The organism is Achromobacter sp. 413638, from assembly GCF_043119405.1.
In the GTDB taxonomy this organism is placed as follows: Bacteria; Pseudomonadota; Gammaproteobacteria; order Burkholderiales; family Burkholderiaceae_B; genus Achromobacter.
This window is the reverse complement of the sequence record NZ_JBICCO010000017.1, coordinates 53,030-70,145: the sequence shown is the minus strand read 5'-3', so window position 1 is coordinate 70,145 and position 17,116 is coordinate 53,030. Positions and strand designations below refer to the sequence as shown.

General features: G+C 62.4%; 18 protein-coding genes. 14 read left to right on the top strand and 4 right to left on the bottom strand.

Going from position 1 to position 17,116, the window contains the following annotated elements:
- Positions 1-67: 67 nt before the first annotated feature.
- The 5 genes from ACEU5R_RS09730 to ACEU5R_RS09710 all read left to right on the top strand — a co-directional run bounded on the left by ACEU5R_RS09730 (position 68) and on the right by ACEU5R_RS09710 (position 3,641).
- Complete coding sequence (locus ACEU5R_RS09730) at positions 68-322, top strand: plasmid stabilization protein (protein WP_103274164.1); 255 nt, start codon at positions 68-70, stop codon at positions 320-322.
- Positions 319-738, top strand: coding sequence for a PIN domain-containing protein (locus ACEU5R_RS09725; protein ID WP_103274163.1), 420 nt, complete (start codon positions 319-321; stop codon positions 736-738). Before ACEU5R_RS09730 ends, ACEU5R_RS09725 begins: the two co-directional genes overlap by 4 nt.
- 22 nt (positions 739-760) lie before the next feature.
- Complete coding sequence (gene dbpA / locus ACEU5R_RS09720; protein ID WP_392409992.1) at positions 761-2,149, top strand: ATP-dependent RNA helicase DbpA; 1,389 nt, start codon at positions 761-763, stop codon at positions 2,147-2,149.
- 171 nt (positions 2,150-2,320) lie between these two features.
- On the top strand, positions 2,321-2,728 hold the full coding sequence (locus tag ACEU5R_RS09715; protein ID WP_103274161.1) for a DoxX family protein: 408 nt from the start codon (positions 2,321-2,323) through the stop codon (positions 2,726-2,728).
- Positions 2,729-2,942: 214 nt separating this feature from the next.
- Positions 2,943-3,641, top strand: a complete 699-nt coding sequence (locus tag ACEU5R_RS09710; RefSeq protein WP_392410004.1) for a class I SAM-dependent DNA methyltransferase — start codon at positions 2,943-2,945, stop codon at positions 3,639-3,641.
- On the opposite strand, the gene ACEU5R_RS09705 is transcribed toward ACEU5R_RS09710, so the two are convergent.
- Positions 3,628-3,885 carry a hypothetical protein gene (locus ACEU5R_RS09705; protein ID WP_392410003.1) on the bottom strand — a complete coding sequence of 86 codons (258 nt, stop codon included), beginning with the start codon at positions 3,883-3,885 and terminating at the stop codon, positions 3,628-3,630. The two genes, ACEU5R_RS09710 and ACEU5R_RS09705, sit on opposite strands and share 14 nt — an antisense overlap.
- 317 nt (positions 3,886-4,202) lie before the next feature.
- Between ACEU5R_RS09705 and ACEU5R_RS09700 the strand changes: the two genes are divergently transcribed.
- The 3 genes from ACEU5R_RS09700 to ACEU5R_RS09690 all read left to right on the top strand — a co-directional run bounded on the left by ACEU5R_RS09700 (position 4,203) and on the right by ACEU5R_RS09690 (position 9,500).
- A complete protein-coding gene (locus tag ACEU5R_RS09700; RefSeq protein ID WP_392409991.1) occupies positions 4,203-5,069 on the top strand; it encodes a hypothetical protein in 867 nt (288 codons plus the stop codon).
- Between the two features lie 49 nt (positions 5,070-5,118).
- Positions 5,119-6,117 carry a hypothetical protein gene (locus ACEU5R_RS09695; protein WP_392409990.1) on the top strand — a complete coding sequence of 333 codons (999 nt, stop codon included), beginning with the start codon at positions 5,119-5,121 and terminating at the stop codon, positions 6,115-6,117.
- A 662-nt stretch (positions 6,118-6,779) separates the two neighbouring features.
- Positions 6,780-9,500 carry an autotransporter domain-containing protein gene (locus tag ACEU5R_RS09690; protein WP_392409989.1) on the top strand — a complete coding sequence of 907 codons (2,721 nt, stop codon included), beginning with the start codon at positions 6,780-6,782 and terminating at the stop codon, positions 9,498-9,500.
- Positions 9,501-9,597: 97 nt separating this feature from the next.
- Here the strand turns inward: ACEU5R_RS09690 and ACEU5R_RS09685 are convergent, their stop codons facing one another.
- Positions 9,598-10,131 (bottom strand): DUF1697 domain-containing protein, encoded by a 534-nt coding sequence (locus tag ACEU5R_RS09685; protein ID WP_212318699.1) that lies wholly within the window; start codon positions 10,129-10,131, stop codon positions 9,598-9,600.
- A 237-nt stretch (positions 10,132-10,368) separates the two neighbouring features.
- Here ACEU5R_RS09685 and ACEU5R_RS09680 point away from each other — a divergent pair, with 237 nt between their 5' ends.
- From ACEU5R_RS09680 to ACEU5R_RS09660, 5 genes are all read left to right on the top strand, one after another.
- Positions 10,369-10,992, top strand: coding sequence for a glutathione S-transferase family protein (locus ACEU5R_RS09680; RefSeq protein WP_392409988.1), 624 nt, complete (start codon positions 10,369-10,371; stop codon positions 10,990-10,992).
- A gap of 31 nt (positions 10,993-11,023) precedes the next feature.
- Positions 11,024-11,626 (top strand): hypothetical protein, encoded by a 603-nt coding sequence (locus tag ACEU5R_RS09675; RefSeq protein WP_392409987.1) that lies wholly within the window; start codon positions 11,024-11,026, stop codon positions 11,624-11,626.
- Positions 11,627-12,422: 796 nt separating this feature from the next.
- Positions 12,423-12,593 carry a hypothetical protein gene (locus ACEU5R_RS09670; RefSeq protein WP_158658400.1) on the top strand — a complete coding sequence of 57 codons (171 nt, stop codon included), beginning with the start codon at positions 12,423-12,425 and terminating at the stop codon, positions 12,591-12,593.
- A 621-nt stretch (positions 12,594-13,214) separates the two neighbouring features.
- Positions 13,215-14,618 (top strand): cysteine--tRNA ligase, encoded by a 1,404-nt coding sequence (gene cysS / locus ACEU5R_RS09665; RefSeq protein ID WP_103274154.1) that lies wholly within the window; start codon positions 13,215-13,217, stop codon positions 14,616-14,618.
- Between the two features lie 94 nt (positions 14,619-14,712).
- A complete protein-coding gene (locus ACEU5R_RS09660; RefSeq protein WP_392409986.1) occupies positions 14,713-15,138 on the top strand; it encodes a DUF6896 domain-containing protein in 426 nt (141 codons plus the stop codon).
- Between the two features lie 56 nt (positions 15,139-15,194).
- On the opposite strand, the gene ACEU5R_RS09655 is transcribed toward ACEU5R_RS09660, so the two are convergent.
- Positions 15,195-15,713, bottom strand: a complete 519-nt coding sequence (locus tag ACEU5R_RS09655; protein ID WP_392409985.1) for an O-acetyl-ADP-ribose deacetylase — start codon at positions 15,711-15,713, stop codon at positions 15,195-15,197.
- 156 nt (positions 15,714-15,869) lie between these two features.
- Positions 15,870-16,322: an Lrp/AsnC family transcriptional regulator gene (locus ACEU5R_RS09650; protein ID WP_103274152.1), complete on the bottom strand. Its 453-nt coding sequence runs from the start codon at positions 16,320-16,322 to the stop codon at positions 15,870-15,872.
- Positions 16,323-16,403: 81 nt separating this feature from the next.
- On the opposite strand from ACEU5R_RS09650, the gene ACEU5R_RS09645 reads away from it, so the two are divergent.
- Complete coding sequence (locus tag ACEU5R_RS09645; protein WP_103274151.1) at positions 16,404-17,021, top strand: LysE family translocator; 618 nt, start codon at positions 16,404-16,406, stop codon at positions 17,019-17,021.
- Positions 17,022-17,116: the final 95 nt, after the last annotated feature.

Genomic DNA, 17,116 nt, shown 5'->3' with positions numbered 1-17,116 from the left:
GATTTGCCCTGGATGACTGCATCAACATAAAATTGACAGCATTGACTGCAATCTCAAGCGATTGACAATGGCGATCCTGACCGTCCGAAACGTGCCCGACGAAGTCCACCGCGCCCTGCGCCTGCGCGCGGCCAACCATGGCCGCAGCACCGAGGCCGAAGTGCGCGAGATCCTGGAACACGCGGTGAAGGCCGAGCAGCGCCCGCGCCTGGGCGACCTGCTGGCGGAACTCGGCCGCAAGGCCGGCCTGCGCAACGAGGACTTCGCCGTCCTGGAAGACACGCGCGACCGCAAACCCGCCAAGCCGATGAAAATCGCATGATCGTCCTGGACACCAACGTCGTCTCCGAAGCGATGAAGCCCGAGCCGCATCCGGCGGTCAAGACCTGGTTGAACGACCAGGTGGCCGAGACCCTGTACCTGTCCAGCGTCACGCTCGCCGAGATGATGTACGGCATCGGCGCCCTGCCCGAAGGCCGGCGCAAGCGCGGCCTGGGCATGGTCTTCGACGGCATCGTCGCGCTGTTCGGCGAGCGCGTGCTGGCCTTCGACGCCGACGCCGCCCATCACTACGCGGCGCTGGCCATCAAGGCGCGCGCCGCCGGCAAGGGCCTGCCAATGGCGGACGGTTATATTGCCGCCATCGCCGCCGCCCGGGGATACGCCGTCGCTACCCGCGACGCCGCGCCCTTCCAGGCAGCGGGCATTGCCGTCATCAATCCCTGGGACGCGTCCTAGCCTCCTTGACCGGACCAATATCGTGACCGACACCGCCTTCTCCTCCCTGCCCCTGGCCCCCGCCCTGCTCCAGAACCTGGAAAGCCTGGGCTTCACGCAGATGACTCCCATCCAGGCGCAGAGCCTGCCCCTGATCCTGGAAGGCCGCGACCTCATCGCCCAGGCCAAGACCGGCAGCGGCAAGACCGCCGCCTTCGGCCTGGGCCTGCTGCAGAAAATCAACCCGCCCTGGCTGGCGCCGCAATGCCTGGTGCTGTGCCCCACGCGCGAGCTGGCCGACCAGGTGGCGCAGGAACTGCGCCGGCTGGCGCGCCAGATCTCCAACATCAAGGTGCTGACCCTGTGCGGCGGCGCGGCGGTGCGCCCCCAGGCCGAGTCGCTGGCCCACGGCGCCCACGTCGTGGTTGGCACGCCGGGCCGCATCCAGGACCACCTGGCGCGCGGCAGCCTGGATCTGGCCGGCCTGAACACCCTGGTGCTGGACGAGGCCGACCGCATGGTCGACATGGGCTTCTACGACGATATCGTCGCCATCGCCTCGCACTGCCCGACCAAGCGCCAGACCCTGCTGTTCTCGGCCACCTACCCCGACAACATCCGCAAGCTGGCCGCCCGTTTCCTGCGCAATCCGGCCGAGGTCAAGGTCGAGGCCCAGCACGACGCCAGCCGCATCGAGCAGATCTTCTACGAGATCAAGCCCGAGGAACGCCTGGACGCCGTCGCCCGCCTGCTGGCGCATTTCCGGCCGGCGTCCACGCTGGCCTTCTGCAACACCAAGATCCGCAGCCACGACCTGGTCGAGGCCCTGAACCAGCAAGGCGTCAGCGCCCTGGCGCTGAACGGCGACCTGGAACAGCGCGAACGCGACGAGATCCTGATCCAGTTCGCCAACAACAGCTGCTCGGTGCTGGTCGCCACCGACGTGGCCGCGCGCGGGCTGGACATCCAGAACCTGGGCGCCGTCATCAACGTGGACGTGACCAAGGACACCGAGGTCCACGTCCATCGCATCGGCCGCAGCGGCCGGGGCGAACAGAAGGGCCTGGCGCTGAGCCTGTGCTCGCCCGACGAAATGCGCTGGGCCACCCTGATCGAGCAGTACCAGGGCGTCCCGCTGGTCTGGGGCGACCTGCAATCGCTGCGCCCCAAGGCAGACCGCCCGCTGCGCGCGCCCATGGTCACCCTGTGCATCCAGGGCGGCAAAAAGGACAAGCTGCGGCCCGGCGACCTGCTGGGCGCGCTGACCGGCGACGGTGGCCTGACGTTCGAGCAGGTCGGCAAGATCAACGTCACCGAGTTCAACACCTACGTCGCGCTGGACCGCCGCATCGCCAAGCAGGCGTTCTCGCGCCTGTCCAACAGCGCCATCAAGGGCAAGCGCTTCCGCATGCGCTACCTGGAAGAGCTGTAAGCGTTGGTTAATACACCGCCGAATGCTTGATGGATTTGCTCGGGTTTTGCCATAATGGCCGCGCCTGTCCGGACCCCCGGGGAAAAAGGGGGCCGGACAGAGGAACCATAGGCTCGCGGTGCGCTCCAACCAGCCCACTGTTCTTCTCAATCTGAATAAGAGAACCCCAACATGATCAAATCCGACGACACCGGCAAGCTGATCCTGCGCCTGACCCTGGGCATCCTGATCCTGCTGCACGGCCTGTTCAAGCTCTCGGGCGGCGGCGTCAGCGGCATCGCCGGCATGCTGTCCTCGCACGGCCTGCCGGGCTTTCTGGCCTATGGCGCCTACATCGGCGAGATCCTGGCCCCGGTGCTCATCATCGTAGGCATCTACACCCGCCTGGGCGGCCTGATCATCGCCATCAACATGGTGGTCGCCATCCTGCTGGCCCACACCGGCCAGCTCGGCAGCCTGACCAACAACGGCGGCTGGGCGCTGGAACTGCAAGGCATGTTCCTGTTCACGGCGCTGGCCATCGCCTTCATGGGCGCGGGCCGCTTCAGCCTGGCGGGCAATGGCGGGCGCTGGAACTGAGGCGCGCGTGATCGTCCGGCATGAAGACTGACGGCGCGAGCCGCCGGTCGATGAAAACAAGGGTCGCCGGTAGGCGGCCCTTGTTCTTTTAGGATCGCGCTCGCTGGGCGTTTGATCGTGATCCGGCCATTCTTCAAGATTCGTCCGATTGATGATTCCCCGGGGTTACAGTCCGATATTCGTCCGATTGATGACTCCCCGGACAGTCCGAGTGATGACCTCCCAGATGAAGAAATCGCCGACCTCTCCCGCCGACAACGTGGTCGCGCTGTACCAGGAACATGCCCGCGCCTTTGAGCGGCAGAGAAGCCGGGATCTGTTCGAGCGCGGCTGGCTGACGCGCTTTCTGGCGCTGCTGCCGGCATCCGGCAAGCCGCGCGTGCTGGACATCGGCTGCGGCAACGGCGTGCCCATCGCCCGCCACCTGATCGAACAGGGCTGCGAGATCACGGGCGTGGACACGTCCCTGCCCCTGCTCGCAGGCGCGCAAGCCGCGTTCCCGGATCACCGCTGGATCGCCGCCGACATGCGCCGCATGCCCTTGAACGAAACCTTCCACGGGCTGATCGCCTGGCACAGCTTCTTTCACCTGAGGCCCGAAGACCAGCGGCCCATGTTCGCCACCTTCGCACGCCTGGCCGCGCCAGGCGCGCCGCTGATGTTCACCAGCGGGACCACACTGGGGGAAGCGATCGGGGAACTCGAAGGACAGCCGCTGTATCACGGCAGCCTGGACCGCCAGGAGTATCGCGATCTGCTGGAAGCCAACGGTTTCGAAGTGGTGCGATATGTCGAGTGGGACGAGGAATGCGGCCGCGCGAATGTCTGGCTGGCCCGGCGTGGCGGCGCCGTCGAGGGCGAGACGCGTCAGCCGCGCATCACGGCAGTCCCGGGCGAGATCAGTCGCGGTTGATGAAGTCCTGCGTATCCCGGATGAACCAGGGGAGATTCAGCCTTTCTCCCTCGCCGGACTGGATGGTCAGGCGCCGGTCCGAGGAAGCCGGCGCGCTGTTCGGGCTTTGTGCCGAGGGAGATGGCCGGCTGCGGTAGTCCATGTCGGCGCGCCGGGGCGGGGTGTCCGCGCAGGCGGTGAGCGTTGCGGCTGCGACTGCCGCTGCGGCAAGAACGGGGCGCAATGCCCGGCGTAGGGTCTTCATGATTTTCTGATCCTGCTCGTGGCACGGGCTGGCGTGCCGGATGGTCATGGATTATCTCCACACCTTACTCGCAATGCGCAACGCGCGGCAGTATCAGGTCTCCAGGGAAACGCCTGTTTCGTTGAATGATCGCAACCGTTCGTCCACCTCAATTCCACATACCAGTAAACGAACGGGAGCCGGCTCTCCCTGTCTTGGATGGCGATAAACAAGTCAGACGTTTCTTAATATGAAATATTTTTTCAAAACGTCTCGAGATTGAGTTAAATTGCCTCACCCAATCAGACCCTCTTCTCCCTCGCTGACGGATTAAAAAAATGCGCCTTTTGCCGCCTTTGGTTTTGACAATGGCCGTTCTTGCAGCTGGTTGCGCTCCCGCGCTCAAGACAACGACGCCTCCTGCCGTTCAGGCCGGAATGCAGTCGGCAGTCTCTGTTTCCGCCAATATGCCTGAGAAAAAGTATCTGCCGAATCAGGCAGGCTACATCGAAGGCACGCGCTATATCTTTATGCAGACTGGCGGCGGCAGCATTCTGTTAGGACCGATTTTTGGCAGCATGAACGTTTCCCGTCTGTCCCAGGAAATGGCCAAGCAATACAAGGACTCGGTCATACAGGTTGATCCGCTGCCAGCCTCGACTGCCGCCTTGGAAGCCGCCGGCATCAAGGCATCTGGAGAAGCCGCGGCTTTCAATCTCAAGCCATTTGTCTTCGTGCAGCGTTGCGACGACGAGAGATTCAGGCTGGCCCTGGTCTTCCATGTCGACAACGCCAACACCAAGTGGACTGGCCGCTACACCTACCATCTGCAATCGGTATACACCGATAAGGAATTGGCCCAATTTTCCGAAGCGCAGCTGGACCAATACAAGAAAGAGCTCAACACTGGGGCAACTGCGCTCGCGGGCCTCGTCAAGCGAGATCTGAAGGGCGACCTGCCGGCCACTGGAAAACGTGTCAATCTCGGCAGCCTGAATCTGCTTGGCAGCAAGATGGGCGGCTTGGGGATATATACCAAGCCGGAAGACATGTACTTCGCCAACTCGCAGATTCTTGAAGAAACGGATGAATACGTGATCGCACGGGTTCCCGGAATGATGGAGTCCAATGTGTTCGGCGGAGCCATCGCCTACGGCGTCCAACGACTGGCCAAGAACCAGATCCACACGATGAAACCGTATTAACGCTTGAACCCGAAAACTCCCCGGTTTCCACATCGCATCGACCCCAGCCATGTTCATTCTGATTGAAGACCGCGCCGAGATTCGCAGGGCCCAATCTCAACTCGAAGCAACGCTACGCCGCGAATTTTCAATAAAGGAAGTTCGCGACATCGGCTGGCAAGGCGGCCGACGGCCGGCCGCGAAGCTGCACTCGAATGGTGAATATTGGTACTGGTCGCAGGATCACAAGAACACATCCAATCCGCGGCGATTGAATTGGTTTGGCCGGATCTATGAAGGCCCCGGTGTCGCCATCGCCGTTGAAATCAATATTCCCTACGAAGGACGCAACGATTCCGTTGCAGGCTTTTTCGCCAAGCACGCGTCCAGCGGACAGATCTATCTTTTCCATTCCGGACGAGTAGGCGGCGGAGCAAAGGGGGTCAAGAAGGACGCGTTCGTGGCCTGGTCGGATCTTCAAACTCATCCGGTATATGCCCGCGATGGGTCGCAGAAGGAAGGTCTGCTCGTCATGCCTATCGCTGCGCGTGGCGCCGCCCTTGCAGCCGTAGCCTACGTGGAGGCCATCGTCGATTTCAAGGCTGCCGTCCGGGAGGGCAGGACGGAGACCACGACCGCCAAGGAAAAGGAACACCAGTATCGCGCGTACTTTGATGAATCCTTCGGCCGCAGAAAGGGACGGGCCTCGGCCCGCGACATCGACTACGTATCCAGGCATGGCGAAGTAGTGAAAAGCCTGAGCGAATGGCGTCAACGCAAAGGCCTTGCCAGGAATCAACAAATCGTCAAGTCCGTATTGCTCGATCTTGGCGTATCCAGGGGAACCGAGCTGGTCGAGGCCTATGAAGTCAAAACCTCGACCATGCGCGGCGATATATACACCGGCATCGGGCAGTTGACCGTTCACGCCAAACGTGTTGACTGCCTGCGCACCCTGGTGCTGCCAGCGGACGAGAGCTTGGCCACAGACCTAATCGCCGCCCTAAAGCGAAACAATATACAGCTGCAACGATATCGACTCACGGAAACGGGCGTTACCCTGCTTTGAATTTTTCAACTCTCTCGTGACTTCTATTTTCCAATAAATAATAAACAAATATAGATAGCACGACCTCTCCTCAGAAATAACCAGCACCAGCCAGGCACCCAGCATCTCTTCACAACGCCCCTCTTGCCTCGCTGATTTCGATGCCATCTTCGCCTGTTCTTGGCACGCAATCTAACAAACACTGACAAAATAGTTATCTTCAAGGGAATGGCCACCTTTTCTCAAGGAAATCACATGAGTTCCTTGAGCGCCTCCTGGCGTTCCCGCCCCCCCCGGCCACACGAAGCCCAACGTGAAACAATGCTATTTCATTAGCATTCAATTTGTCATTTTTCGCCAATCTAATCATAAAGATGGTATCCAGAGAACTATTTTTATAACAATGGCTGGCACCCTCTTTATCAAATACCACAACCTGGATGGTATCCATTTTTTTATTCTTTTCCCTGCAAAAAAACTGGTTTAAATTTCGTCCTTTTTTTCAATAACCGGCTCCGTTCGCGCACCTTGCATCGCCTCCCTGGCAGCACTTTCACAGCGATTCAGTAACGATCGGACATAAGGTTATTAATCGACCCAAAAGGACTCACGTTTTGATCTATGGCAAGAAAAAATGGCTGACAACGACGGTCGCGCTTAGCGCGACCTATTGCGCGGGCGTCATGGCCGCCGACCTGACGATTGCGCCAGGCAATACGCAGGTATTCGACGGCTCGGCCAGCTTCCCCGGCGGCGTCGACGTCAACGGCGGCACGCTGGTGATCGGCGGCAACGGCGGCGGCGCGGGCGTCACGCTCGGCGGCAACGTCAATGCGACCGCGAACTCCACCGTCTCGGGCTTCGGCGCGATCAACGGCAACCTCAACGTCTCGGGCAACTCGCGCGTCGCGCCGGGCTATCCCGTCGGCACCCCCACCGGCGTCTCCAACGGCAACCTCATCGTCAATGGCAACCTGTCGATGAACAACGCCGTGTACGACTTCGAGACCGGCTACGCCGGCCTGCCCATCACGCAGCCCGGTACCGGCGACAACATCACCGTGCGCGGCGACGTGGCCCTGAACAACACCACGCTGAACGTCTCGGTAAACACGCTGGGCGTCAACGCCGGCTACTACCGCATCCTGTCGTACACCGGCAACCTCAGCGGCAACGGCCTGACCCTGGGCTCGGTCACCGGCGACTCCGTGCCCGCCGCCAACATCCAGACGCTGACCGGCGACAAGCACATCAACCTGATCCTGGGCCCCAGCACCACCAACCTGTGGAACGGCAACGGCGCGGCGTCCGCGACCCGCGCGGGCGGCGGCGACGGCACCTGGACCGCGAGCAGCGCCAACTGGAACAGCCCCGGCAACGCCACGGGCGCCCTGCCCGACGGCGGCTACGCCATCTTCACCGGCGCGGCCGGCACGGTCACGGTCGACGGCGGCGCCGGCCCGGTGCGCGTGTCCGGCATCCAGTTCGCCAGCGACCGGTATCGCCTGCAAGGCGCGCCCATCACCCTGGTCGGCAGCGGTGGCAATCAGCCCGTCATCGTGGTCGGCGACGGCACCTATGCCTCGGCCCAATACGTCGACACCATCGCCAACCCGCTGCAAGGCACGCAGGGCTTCGTCAAGACCGGCCCGGGCTCGGTGATCCTGACCGCCGACAGCAGCGGCCTGTCCGGCCCCATCCTGATCGCCGACGGCGCGCTGGAGATCGACGGCAAGCTCAACGGCCCCGTCGACATCGGCCGCGAAGTCGTGCTGGCCGGCGTCGGCCAGCTGGGCACCACCACGCTCTACCCCACCGCCGTCATCGCGCCGGGCAACGACGGTTCGCCCATCGGCACGCTCACGATCAACGGCAACCTGACCTTCGGCCAGAACACCATCTACCGCGTGCACGCCGACCCCGCCAGCACCGCGAGCGACCGCATCCACGTCACCGGCGTGGCCACGCTCGACGGTACCGTGGAGCACATCGGCCCCAACGGCAACTACGCGCCGCGCACCACCTACAACATCCTGACGGCCGACGGCGGCGTGCAGGGCCGCTTCACCGGCGCGTCCAGCACCTATGCCTTCCTGACCCCCACGCTCAGCTACGACCCGAAGAACGTCTACATGACGCTGACGCGCAACGACGTGCCGATCGGCAGCATCGGCGGCACGGGCAACGAGAGCAGCGTCGGCGGCGCGCTGGACAAGCAGGATCCGCCCGCGACCGGCAGCGGCTCATCGTCCACCGGCAACGGCCTGTCCGGCGTCGGCATCGGCAACGGTGGCGGCAACGGCGGCAACACCTCGACCCAGGCCAGCGGCGCCAGCCAGGTCACGCAAGCGGTCCTGACCATGACCCAGGACCAGGCGCGCACGGCGCTGAAGCAGCTGTCCGGCGAAGCCTACGCCAGCAACGCCAGCGTGCTGCTGAGCCAGGGCGACACCGTCCGCACGCTGTCGCTGGACCGCCTGCGCGGCAACCTGGACGCACCCATGCGCGCCGGACGCCCGACGGCCCAGGCTGGCGGCGCGCCCTCGCCCGACGCCCTGCCGCAAAGCGGCGCCTATCCGGTCTGGACGCAGGTCGTCGGCAACTGGAGCAAGTTCAAGGGCGACGGCAACGCGGCCAGCGTGAGCCAGTCGTCCGGCGGACTCTTCGTCGGCGGCGACACCGAAGCCGGCAAGGGCTGGCGCGTGGGCGGCGCGGTGGGCTATCTGGACAGCCGCAACACGATCTCCGACAGCGCGTCGCGCACCAAGGTCGACAGCTACACGGCGACCGTCTTCGGCGGCCGCAACTTCGCCGCCGGCCCGGGCCAGCTGCGCTTCATGGCCGGCGCGGCCTACACCTGGCACAACATCGACGCCAAGCGCGATGTCGCGGCCGGCACGCTGAACCAGCAGCTCAAGTCGTCCTATCGCGCCACGTCGACGCAGCTCTACACCGAACTCGGCTACAAGCTGCCGCTGGGCGATGCCTACAGCATCGAACCCTACGCCGGCCTGGCCTGGAACCAGCTGCGCACGCGCAGCTTCAAGGAGTCGGGCGGCAGCGCCGCGCTGAGCGGATCGGCCAGCACCAATGACGTCGCCAGCAGCACGCTGGGCCTGCGCGGCGCATGGGAGTTTGGCGCCGAGCGCACCAACCGCCTGACCGCGTCGGTGGGCTGGCGTCACGCCTCGGGCGACCTGAAGCCGCGCCAGGAGCTGGCGCTGGACGGCGGCAGCAACTTCTCGGTGACGGGCGTGCCCATCGCGCGCAACGCGGCGGTGCTGGGCCTGGGCGCCGAGATGGCGGTCGCGCGCAACACCACGGTGGGCGTCGGCTACGACGCGCAGTTCGGCGGCGGCAACCGGCAGCAGTCGGGGCAGCTGAAGCTGGCCGTGCGCTTCTAAACCTGGCGTAGCCAGGACAAGGGGCGCCGCGATCGCGGCGCCCCTTGTCGTTTCAGCGCGAGCGCTTGCAAGGCGCGGGCAGGCCCCTGCCTGCCCATCACCCCTCGTTGCCCAGCGCCACCAGCTTGCTGATCGTATTGAAGTTGCGCGTCGTCGCGGCCAGCTTCAGCTTTTTCTCGATGAAATTGTTGTTGGCCTTCACGTCGCTGTACTTGGTGTGGCAACGCACATAGGCCATGTCGCCCACCACCCGCACCTGATCCGGCGCATGATCCAGCGCCTGGAACGCGGCCAGCGTCGCCGCTTCGGGCAGGGATGCCAGCAGCGTGAAATATAGCTTGGCCGGATCCTCGTCCTTGAACGGATTGCGCGCCAGCACTTCCTCGAAATACGGCACATGCCGGGCCAGCACCTTCAGCTCCGCGCCCAGCTGTTCCTTGATCGTCTCGTGCACCAGCCGCTCCACGGCGGGCAGGCCCAGCCGCGTCGACACGACCACGTTGCCGCTCTGTATGTACGTCCGGACCTGACTCAGCCCCGCCTCTTCCAGCGCGGCGCGCAGCGGCGCCATCAGCACCTTGTTCTTGCCCGTGGGCATCACGCCGCGCAGCAGGATGATGGTTGTTTTCATGGTGTTGTTGTCTGGGCGCGATGAATGTTGGCGGAGGCGAATGCTGCGCCAGATTCTCCCGCAAGCGAGCGGCCTCCACAAGCGGCAGCGGCGCCTCCAGCCATCTTCAACAAAACGCGAGCAAGCGACCGCGCCCGGGCATTCAGGCCCCGGCATCTTTCTCCCCGGCCCCGTCCGCATTATCCTAGGCGGCTGACCGATACCCCTCAAGCCGCTCCACTCAAAAGGAAAACGCCGATGTCACGCTGGACCTTCTACACCGCTCCCGGCACTTGCGCCCTGGCCACCCACATCGCCCTGCACGAAGCCGGCGCCGAGTTCGACCTGGTCAAGCTGGACATCGCCGCCGGGCAGCAGCAAGGCCCGGACTACCTGCGCGTGAACCCCAAGGGCCGCGTGCCCGCGCTGGCCACGCCCCAGGGCGTGCTGACCGAAACCCCCGCCCTGCTGGCCTTCGTGGCGCAGAGCTTTCCGGCGGCCGGACTCGCGCCGCTGGATGATCCCTTCGCCTTCGCGCGCATGCAGGAACTGGCCAGCTACCTGGCCTCGACCGCCCACGTCGCCCACGCCCACAAGCGCCGCGGCGCGCGCTGGGCCGACGATCCCGCCGCCCATGAAGCCATGCGCGCCAAGGTGCCGCAGACCATGACGGTTTGCGCGGCCTATCTGGAAGCGCAGATCGTCGGGCCCTGGGTCGCGGGGGAACGGTACACCGTCGTGGATGGCTATCTGTATACCGTCGGCAGCTGGCTGGAGGGGGATGGCGTGGACATGACGCGGTTTCCGAAGCTGACGGCGTATCTGGAACGCGTGGGTCAGCGGGATGCGGTGCGGCGGGCGGTGAAGGAGGCGCAGAGTTGATGCGGACTCGCATTGATCGCACAACGCCGACATGAGCACAAGTTTCGAGAAGGCCCGTCTGGAGCGGCTGCTTGAACGCTACGGAAGGTACGCTGAACCCGCGCCTGACGGCCTTGCCCTGTACGACACATGGATGGAAGGCGAGGAAGAAGCCTGCCCGGGAATCTCGCGCCACATACGTGAGCACGCCCTGCGCGCGCTGGATAGCCAAGACCCGCAACTGCTCCGGAGTGCAATTCAGGCCCTGGCATGTACGGGGGAGTCCGGGGACGAGGCCCTACTGGAAGTGCTCAAACCCAGGGCTAGCGAAGTGATCGTCGCCGAGATCGAAGCTGGCATTGAACATCTACGGTTTCGATTACAGTCCCTCGAAGCACTGCTTGACGAAGTGATGGACAGGAAATCCTTCTTGCGATTTGCTCGGGCGCTGGCAAAAGATCGCGAACGCGCGCAAAAGCTTGAAGCGGAAGACCCCGAGAATTATCGATACGATGGCGCGCTAGGATGGCGACATGCAGATATCGCGACGTTCCTCCATACCGGACTGGCGGTTCTTGAGGGTGGCGACGAACGCGGTCCGCCGTCCTGGGCCGAGGTCGCGTGGTTTCTATATCGAGGGAAGGTATATCAGTAAGGGCGGCCACGAACTCTTCATCGCCTTGCCGCCCCCTGCGCCAATACGACAAGGGCTGGGGAACGCCTGGTAAACGGTCGGCCTTGGCATGATCCAAGCGCCAGTCACCGTTCGCCTGACCACGAACAACATGCACCGAACCATTGATGAATCCATCCGAGCTAGTGATCCATCTTGAGCGGCCAATGGACCAGTTGTCCAATGAAGGCCCTCCCGCGCGAGAGGTTGTGATAGCTGCCCTCAAGTGGCCAACGGGATACTGGGCCGAGCTAGCACTCGCCTGGCTGGAAGCAGGACTTCCCGTTGACGAAGAAATCGCCGACCTGCTCCTCGCGGCCTCTGGCCAGCGCGCGTTTTCTCAGCGTCTCAGGCATCGCGCATTCGCGATGGCGATAAGATGGGAAAGGCAAAATCGCTCGTCGTAGTTTCCAGGCGTTTGCTCCCTTATGGTCAATGTGGTGATTCCGACAGCCTGAGCCTGCGACACAAAGTCGCACCCAAAACATGTTTTCAACTCGCGCAAGCCCGAAAAGACATACAAGCCAAACCCAAAGACATACAAGTCAAATCATTCAACAATTTGTATGTTGCTTGGCGGTAGAATTCGACGGCTTATGAGGAGCATGACGCTCACCGTGCTGCGCTTTTCTGGATGCGGCGCGTCGGCGTTCTTCACTCCCTAAAGCGCAAGATGAAATCGATCATCGTGATCTCACACTCGTCGGGATCAGGCTGATGCTTTTCGTGGTCCTCACGGCTGTCGTTCGTTTTTCCTTGCCTGGCCCACGAGTCGTGAATGAAGCTGCCGAAGCAGCGTTTTGAGGTAATGATGAATTTTTGGGTCCCTGTAGTCTTAGGTACGTTCAAGATCCTCGTGTTGGGAACGGGCATGTTTTTCGCCATCAAGTCGCACTACGACGGCGCAAAAAAGGATAAGGAAAAAGAGAAGGAGATCAAGGCGCCGTAGTAGGGACTTCGTTGCCATTGAGGACGGGAACACCCTGATTGAGGCGTTCGATAGATTTGAGGGCGGGCCGCGTCAGATGCTCTCATTCGAATCGTCGAGCGGCTCTGGTGTGCCGGTTGACGCCAGCAGTCTTTCCTTGATGTCATGGCGCGTCACCCCTGGCTCGTGAGCATGAGCATTCGCAAGTATCAAATTTTCGGTCTAGGCGCTATCAGTACGTGGCCGGCATTGTGCGCAGAGCGAGCGTCACAGCCGTCGTGTACTACCGCCCCTGAAGGGCCGTCATGCGGAAAGGCTCTTCGGCGAAGGTAAGGACTGCGGCAGGTCGTCAGCACCAGGCCGAGGCTGTCCTCTATCGGGCACGAACGGTCAGTCGGAAGACATCGCAGAAACCGGTCATTCGCCAGTATTGACCTGTACAGCCACAAGCCGCTAGGATTGCAGTCATGGCTACCCGCTCCAAATCCCTCTTTTCGCTGGTCCGTGCATGTTGTCAGAACGTGCCGGGGGAAAACTGCGTCTAGCCATTAGCTACACGTTGAATCAATCGCCTCTGGCCGCCCGTTGCAAAACCGGCGGCTTTTTTGTTTTTGCCTGCGCCCTTCGACATGGAGAGAGTTGATGCCACTTGCGTTGTATGACACTTGGTCGCGTACCGTGCGCTCGTTCACGCCAATCCAAGCTGATCACGTCGGCATGTATTGCTGTGGACCCACCGTCTACGACCATGCGCATATTGGCAATCTAAGAACGTATGTGTTTGAAGACATTCTGCGCCGGGTACTCATTCGCAACGGTTACGAGGTCCGTCACGTCGTTAATATCACCGACGTCGGCCACCTGACTTCGGATGCCGACGAAGGCGAAGACAAGATGGAAAAAGGTAGCAGACGAACCGGGGAGTCCGCATACGCTATTGCTCAGCGCTACACCGAGGCCTTTGTCGCGGATTGGCATGCCCTCAACTTGCAGGAACCGACGGTATGGTGCCGCGCGACAGATCACATCGCCGAACAGATCGCGTTTATCGGCGAGTTGGACCGGTCCGGCTACGTGTATAGGACCAACGACGGTCTCTATTTCGACACAAGCAAACAGGATGACTACGGCTTTCTGGCCCGGCTCGACCGTGCCGGCCTGCAGGCGGGCAAACGCGTGCCACTTGGCACGAAGCAGAACATCACGGATTTCGCGCTGTGGAAGTTCAGTCCGGAAGGCGTAGCGCGGCAGATGGAATGGGATAGCCCATGGGGACGTGGATTTCCGGGCTGGCATATTGAGTGCTCGGCGATGTCGGCGAAGTACCTCGGCATCTGGTTCGACATCCACTGTGGCGGAGAAGACCACATCGCCGTGCATCACACCAACGAAATTGCACAAACACAAGCGGCCCACGGCACTCGTCTTGCGAACTTCTGGATACACGGACATTTTCTAACACTCAATGCCGACAGCAAGATGTCGAAGTCGAGTGGGGACTTTGTTCGCTTGCAGACCTTGCGCAGTCGGAACATCGATCCGCTTGCCTACCGTTACCTGTGCATGACAGCTCATTACCGGAGCAAGCTGCATTTCAGCTGGGCGTCTCTTGGTGCTGCGCAGACAGCCTTGAACCGGCTGCGGCATCTCTATTCCGGTTGGTCGGACGGTGGCCACATCGATCCGGATTTCGTCGCGCGCTTCAATGCCGAATTGAATAATGACCTGAATCTGCCGAGGGCATTGGCCGTGCTATGGGAACTCGTCAAGAGCGAGCTCCCTCCTGCGACCTTGAAAGCGACTGTGGACAGCTTTGATTCTGTACTGGGCCTCGGGCTACGCGATTGGAACCCAGTTGCGCCTGACATTCCGGAACGCATTCGGGTGCTGCTCGGTGAGCGCGCTCAAGCCCGAGAGGCAAAGAACTGGGCAAAAGCCGATGAAATACGGAAGATGTTAAGCACCCGAGGCTGGAGAGTCGAGGATGGCAACGACGGGCAGCGCCTGACTGAAATCACTACGCCCGCCACAGATATCGGAAGCTAGTGGTCACGCATGGAGGCCGAACTGAATGTCCGGTTGGCACAGGCTCGAGTGACCGTTGTGGGTCGAAAGCGGCTATTCGGCAAAAGATGAGCGTATGAACCCCCACCTACACCGCCTGATCCGTGACTACCAGGCCAGCGTTCACATGGCCCTCCAGAAGCTGCGAGCCTCTGGCATCAGGATGCCGACTTCAGCCATGGATTGGGCCGGGATGGACCTCCCGCTACCTGGCGTGCTCGAGGACGGCATTCGGTACTACAAGCACGGCATCGGGTTCGCGGTCTGGCTGCCGTCCGGCACCGTGGATTTCGACTTTGGCGAACACGGTGAGGCGGACGGATTCAATCGCGGGCGTATCGCGCAGTTCGCCATGCCGAACCTGGCTGCATATGGGTTCGAGACGCCCGAAGCCGTGAAGGCGGCGTTTGATCAGGCCGTCGCATCCGGCGAGATTGTCTGCCCGGAATCGACGGTCTGCTACCTGGCGGGATCCGATCGGGTGTACGCCACGGACGTTTGATTGCCGCCTTGTTGAACGCCGCCGCTTGCGGCCCGGCGGCTATTTCCCAGCCCCGATCAGGCAGGCAGTCCATTCAGGACGCGCTCATATTGAAGCAAGTCCTCCTGCGAAAAACAGCAGAAGACCACTTCCTGAATCGACGATTCCACAGACAGGCTTGCACGAACGCTCTGGACCGCTTCCTGAGCCGCCAATTCAATGGGATAGCCATAGATGCCCGTGCTGATGCTGGGAAACGCAATCGACGCAAGCGCCCTGTCCTGCGCCAGTTCGATGCACCGGCGATAGCAGCTGGACAGCAAGCCCGGCTCCCCGTTATCACCGCCCCGCCATACCGGCCCCACCGTATGAATGATGTACTGCGCGGACAGACGATAGGCCTTGGTCACCTTGGCCTCGCCGGTCTTGCAGCCACCCAGCAGCCTGCATTCATGCACCAGGTCTGGCCCGGCGGCGCGATGGATCGCGCCATCGACGCCGCCGCCGCCCAGCAATGAAGAGTTCGCCGCGTTGACGATGGCGTCGACTTGAAGCTTCGTGATATCGGAACGGATGGCTCGCAGGCGGGTGGGCATATTCTTGCTACTTGAAAACGGGATCGGGGCTGTCGCGACCACGGCATCGATTGCGCATCGACACCGGGAGTTTTCGCGCGACAACGGTCGGACGGGAGCGGACGCGAGCAGGATAGCATTCACGCCCGATCCGAATTCCCCGATCAAAACGCCCGATCAAATCGGCAAGGCCCGATTCTGCACCACATTCCTCATCACCAAGGTCGACGTCAGCCGCTGCACGCTCGGCAAGGTCGACAGGCTGTAGTCATACAGCTTCTGATACGCCGCCAGATCCGTCGTGACCACGTGCAGCAGGAAATCCGGATCGCCGAACAGCCGCTGCGCCTGGATGATTTCCGGAATCTGCGGGACCGCGTCCTCGAAAGCCTGCACGGCGGCCCGGTCCGTGACCCGCAAGGTCACGAACACGATGGCGGAAAAATTCAATCCCACCGCCGAGGGATTCAGGTTCGCCCGATAGTCCGCGATCACCCCCGCCTCTTCCAGGGCGCGAACCCGCCGGTGGCAAGGAGACAGGCTCAACCCGATCCGCTCGCCCAGGTCCGTGAGAGAAAGCCGCCCGTCGCGCTGCAGCTCCGCAAGAATCTTTCTGTCTATATCGTCCATGCGAGAAATATTGCCTTAGATACAGGATTCCCTGCAAGACCTTGGAAGCACCTTCCAGGCAAGTCCCGATAAGCTTGCGCCATGGATATTTCTACGCTTCTTCTGTTTTCGGCCACCGTCATTCCGCTGGTCTGCACCCCTGGGCCCGACATTCTTTTCGTCGCCTCGCAGGCGGTGTCCACCGGCACCGCGGCGGGGTTTCGCGCCACGGCGGGCATCATCCTGGGCTATTGCGTCCACTCGCTGCTGGTGGCGCTAGGGCTCGCCGCCGTCGTCGCGGCGTCGCCGCTGCTGTTCGAGATCATCCGCTGGACCGGCATCAGCTATCTGGTCTTCCTGGCCGCCAAGCTGGTGCGGGCCTCCATGCGCCCCGGCGGCCTGCAAGCCTCACGCGAGCGGGTCAAGGATCAGCTGTACAAGGGCTTCCTGACCTCGCTGCTCAACCCGAAGGGGATGCTGGTCTACCTGGCGATCCTGCCGCAATTCATGGATCGGCAGCAGGGCAATACCACCGTGCAGGCGCTGCTGCTGTCGGCGGCGTTCATGTTCTGGTGCGCGGTGGTGTATTCGGCGGTGTGCGTCGGGTTTGGCCGACTTGGCGGCGGCAGCCTGAGCGAGTTGCGGCGGCGTTTGATCGATGGGACGGCTGGCGGGATGATTCTGCTGGCGGCGGGGTTCATGGCGCTGGCGCATCGGTAGCGGAAATGGCTGTCCCGTCCGGTATGCTTGCCGGACGCCGACGCTGACGGGCACGACCCTAGGCTAAAGGCCAACCATGGACCAACGCCACGCAA

Excerpts from the sequence above, each read along its gene's own strand:
- ACEU5R_RS09730 (WP_103274164.1), top strand. The coding sequence starts at position 68 with ATGGCGATCCTGACCGTCCGAAACGTGCCCGACGAAGTCCACCGCGCC.
- ACEU5R_RS09725 (WP_103274163.1), top strand. The coding sequence starts at position 319 with ATGATCGTCCTGGACACCAACGTCGTCTCCGAAGCGATGAAGCCCGAG.
- ACEU5R_RS09715 (WP_103274161.1), top strand. The coding sequence starts at position 2,321 with ATGATCAAATCCGACGACACCGGCAAGCTGATCCTGCGCCTGACCCTG.
- ACEU5R_RS09710 (WP_392410004.1), top strand. The coding sequence starts at position 2,943 with ATGACCTCCCAGATGAAGAAATCGCCGACCTCTCCCGCCGACAACGTG.
- ACEU5R_RS09705 (WP_392410003.1), bottom strand. The coding sequence starts at position 3,885 with ATGAAGACCCTACGCCGGGCATTGCGCCCCGTTCTTGCCGCAGCGGCA.
- ACEU5R_RS09700 (WP_392409991.1), top strand. The coding sequence starts at position 4,203 with ATGCGCCTTTTGCCGCCTTTGGTTTTGACAATGGCCGTTCTTGCAGCT.
- ACEU5R_RS09695 (WP_392409990.1), top strand. The coding sequence starts at position 5,119 with ATGTTCATTCTGATTGAAGACCGCGCCGAGATTCGCAGGGCCCAATCT.
- ACEU5R_RS09690 (WP_392409989.1), top strand. The coding sequence starts at position 6,780 with ATGGCCGCCGACCTGACGATTGCGCCAGGCAATACGCAGGTATTCGAC.
- ACEU5R_RS09685 (WP_212318699.1), bottom strand. The coding sequence starts at position 10,131 with ATGAAAACAACCATCATCCTGCTGCGCGGCGTGATGCCCACGGGCAAG.
- ACEU5R_RS09680 (WP_392409988.1), top strand. The coding sequence starts at position 10,369 with ATGTCACGCTGGACCTTCTACACCGCTCCCGGCACTTGCGCCCTGGCC.
- ACEU5R_RS09675 (WP_392409987.1), top strand. The coding sequence starts at position 11,024 with ATGAGCACAAGTTTCGAGAAGGCCCGTCTGGAGCGGCTGCTTGAACGC.
- ACEU5R_RS09670 (WP_158658400.1), top strand. The coding sequence starts at position 12,423 with ATGAAGCTGCCGAAGCAGCGTTTTGAGGTAATGATGAATTTTTGGGTC.
- cysS (WP_103274154.1), top strand. The coding sequence starts at position 13,215 with ATGCCACTTGCGTTGTATGACACTTGGTCGCGTACCGTGCGCTCGTTC.
- ACEU5R_RS09660 (WP_392409986.1), top strand. The coding sequence starts at position 14,713 with ATGAACCCCCACCTACACCGCCTGATCCGTGACTACCAGGCCAGCGTT.
- ACEU5R_RS09655 (WP_392409985.1), bottom strand. The coding sequence starts at position 15,713 with ATGCCCACCCGCCTGCGAGCCATCCGTTCCGATATCACGAAGCTTCAA.
- ACEU5R_RS09650 (WP_103274152.1), bottom strand. The coding sequence starts at position 16,322 with ATGGACGATATAGACAGAAAGATTCTTGCGGAGCTGCAGCGCGACGGG.
- ACEU5R_RS09645 (WP_103274151.1), top strand. The coding sequence starts at position 16,404 with ATGGATATTTCTACGCTTCTTCTGTTTTCGGCCACCGTCATTCCGCTG.